We start from the raw sequence: 303 nt of genomic DNA, 5'->3' as shown, positions 1-303 counted from the left end.
ATACCATTGGGTCGTTAGCTCAGTTGGTAGAGCAGTTGACTTTTAATCAATTGGTCGCAGGTTCGAATCCTGCACGACCCACCATTCTTTAAGAATGACTCTCAAGATGGGGCTATAGCTCAGCTGGGAGAGCGCCTGCCTTGCACGCAGGAGGTCTGCGGTTCGATCCCGCATAGCTCCACCATTCTTGACGTCTACCACAAGACGAAAAACTTATGTGGGCGATTAGCTCAGTTGGGAGAGCACCTGCCTTACAAGCAGGGGGTCACTGGTTCGAGCCCGGTATCGCCCACCATCTTTAAG

General features: G+C 52.1%; 3 tRNA genes. All 3 read left to right on the top strand.

The annotated features are described in order from the left end of the window. Positions 1 to 8 precede the first annotated feature (8 nt). The 3 genes from VJL_RS27450 to VJL_RS27440 all read left to right on the top strand — a co-directional run bounded on the left by VJL_RS27450 (position 9) and on the right by VJL_RS27440 (position 295). A tRNA-Lys gene (locus VJL_RS27450) sits at positions 9 to 84 on the top strand. Positions 85 to 108: 24 nt separating this feature from the next. Next, a tRNA-Ala gene (locus VJL_RS27445) sits at positions 109 to 184 on the top strand. Between the two features lie 35 nt (positions 185 to 219). Continuing rightward, positions 220 to 295: transfer RNA gene (locus tag VJL_RS27440), tRNA-Val, on the top strand. Positions 296 to 303 lie beyond the last annotated feature (8 nt).

Origin of the sequence: Vibrio jasicida CAIM 1864 = LMG 25398, from assembly GCF_000400365.1 — a bacterium.
Taxonomy (GTDB): Bacteria; Pseudomonadota; Gammaproteobacteria; order Enterobacterales; family Vibrionaceae; genus Vibrio; species Vibrio jasicida.
Note: the sequence above shows the minus strand (reverse complement) of the source record. Positions and strands in the feature narration are given on the sequence as shown.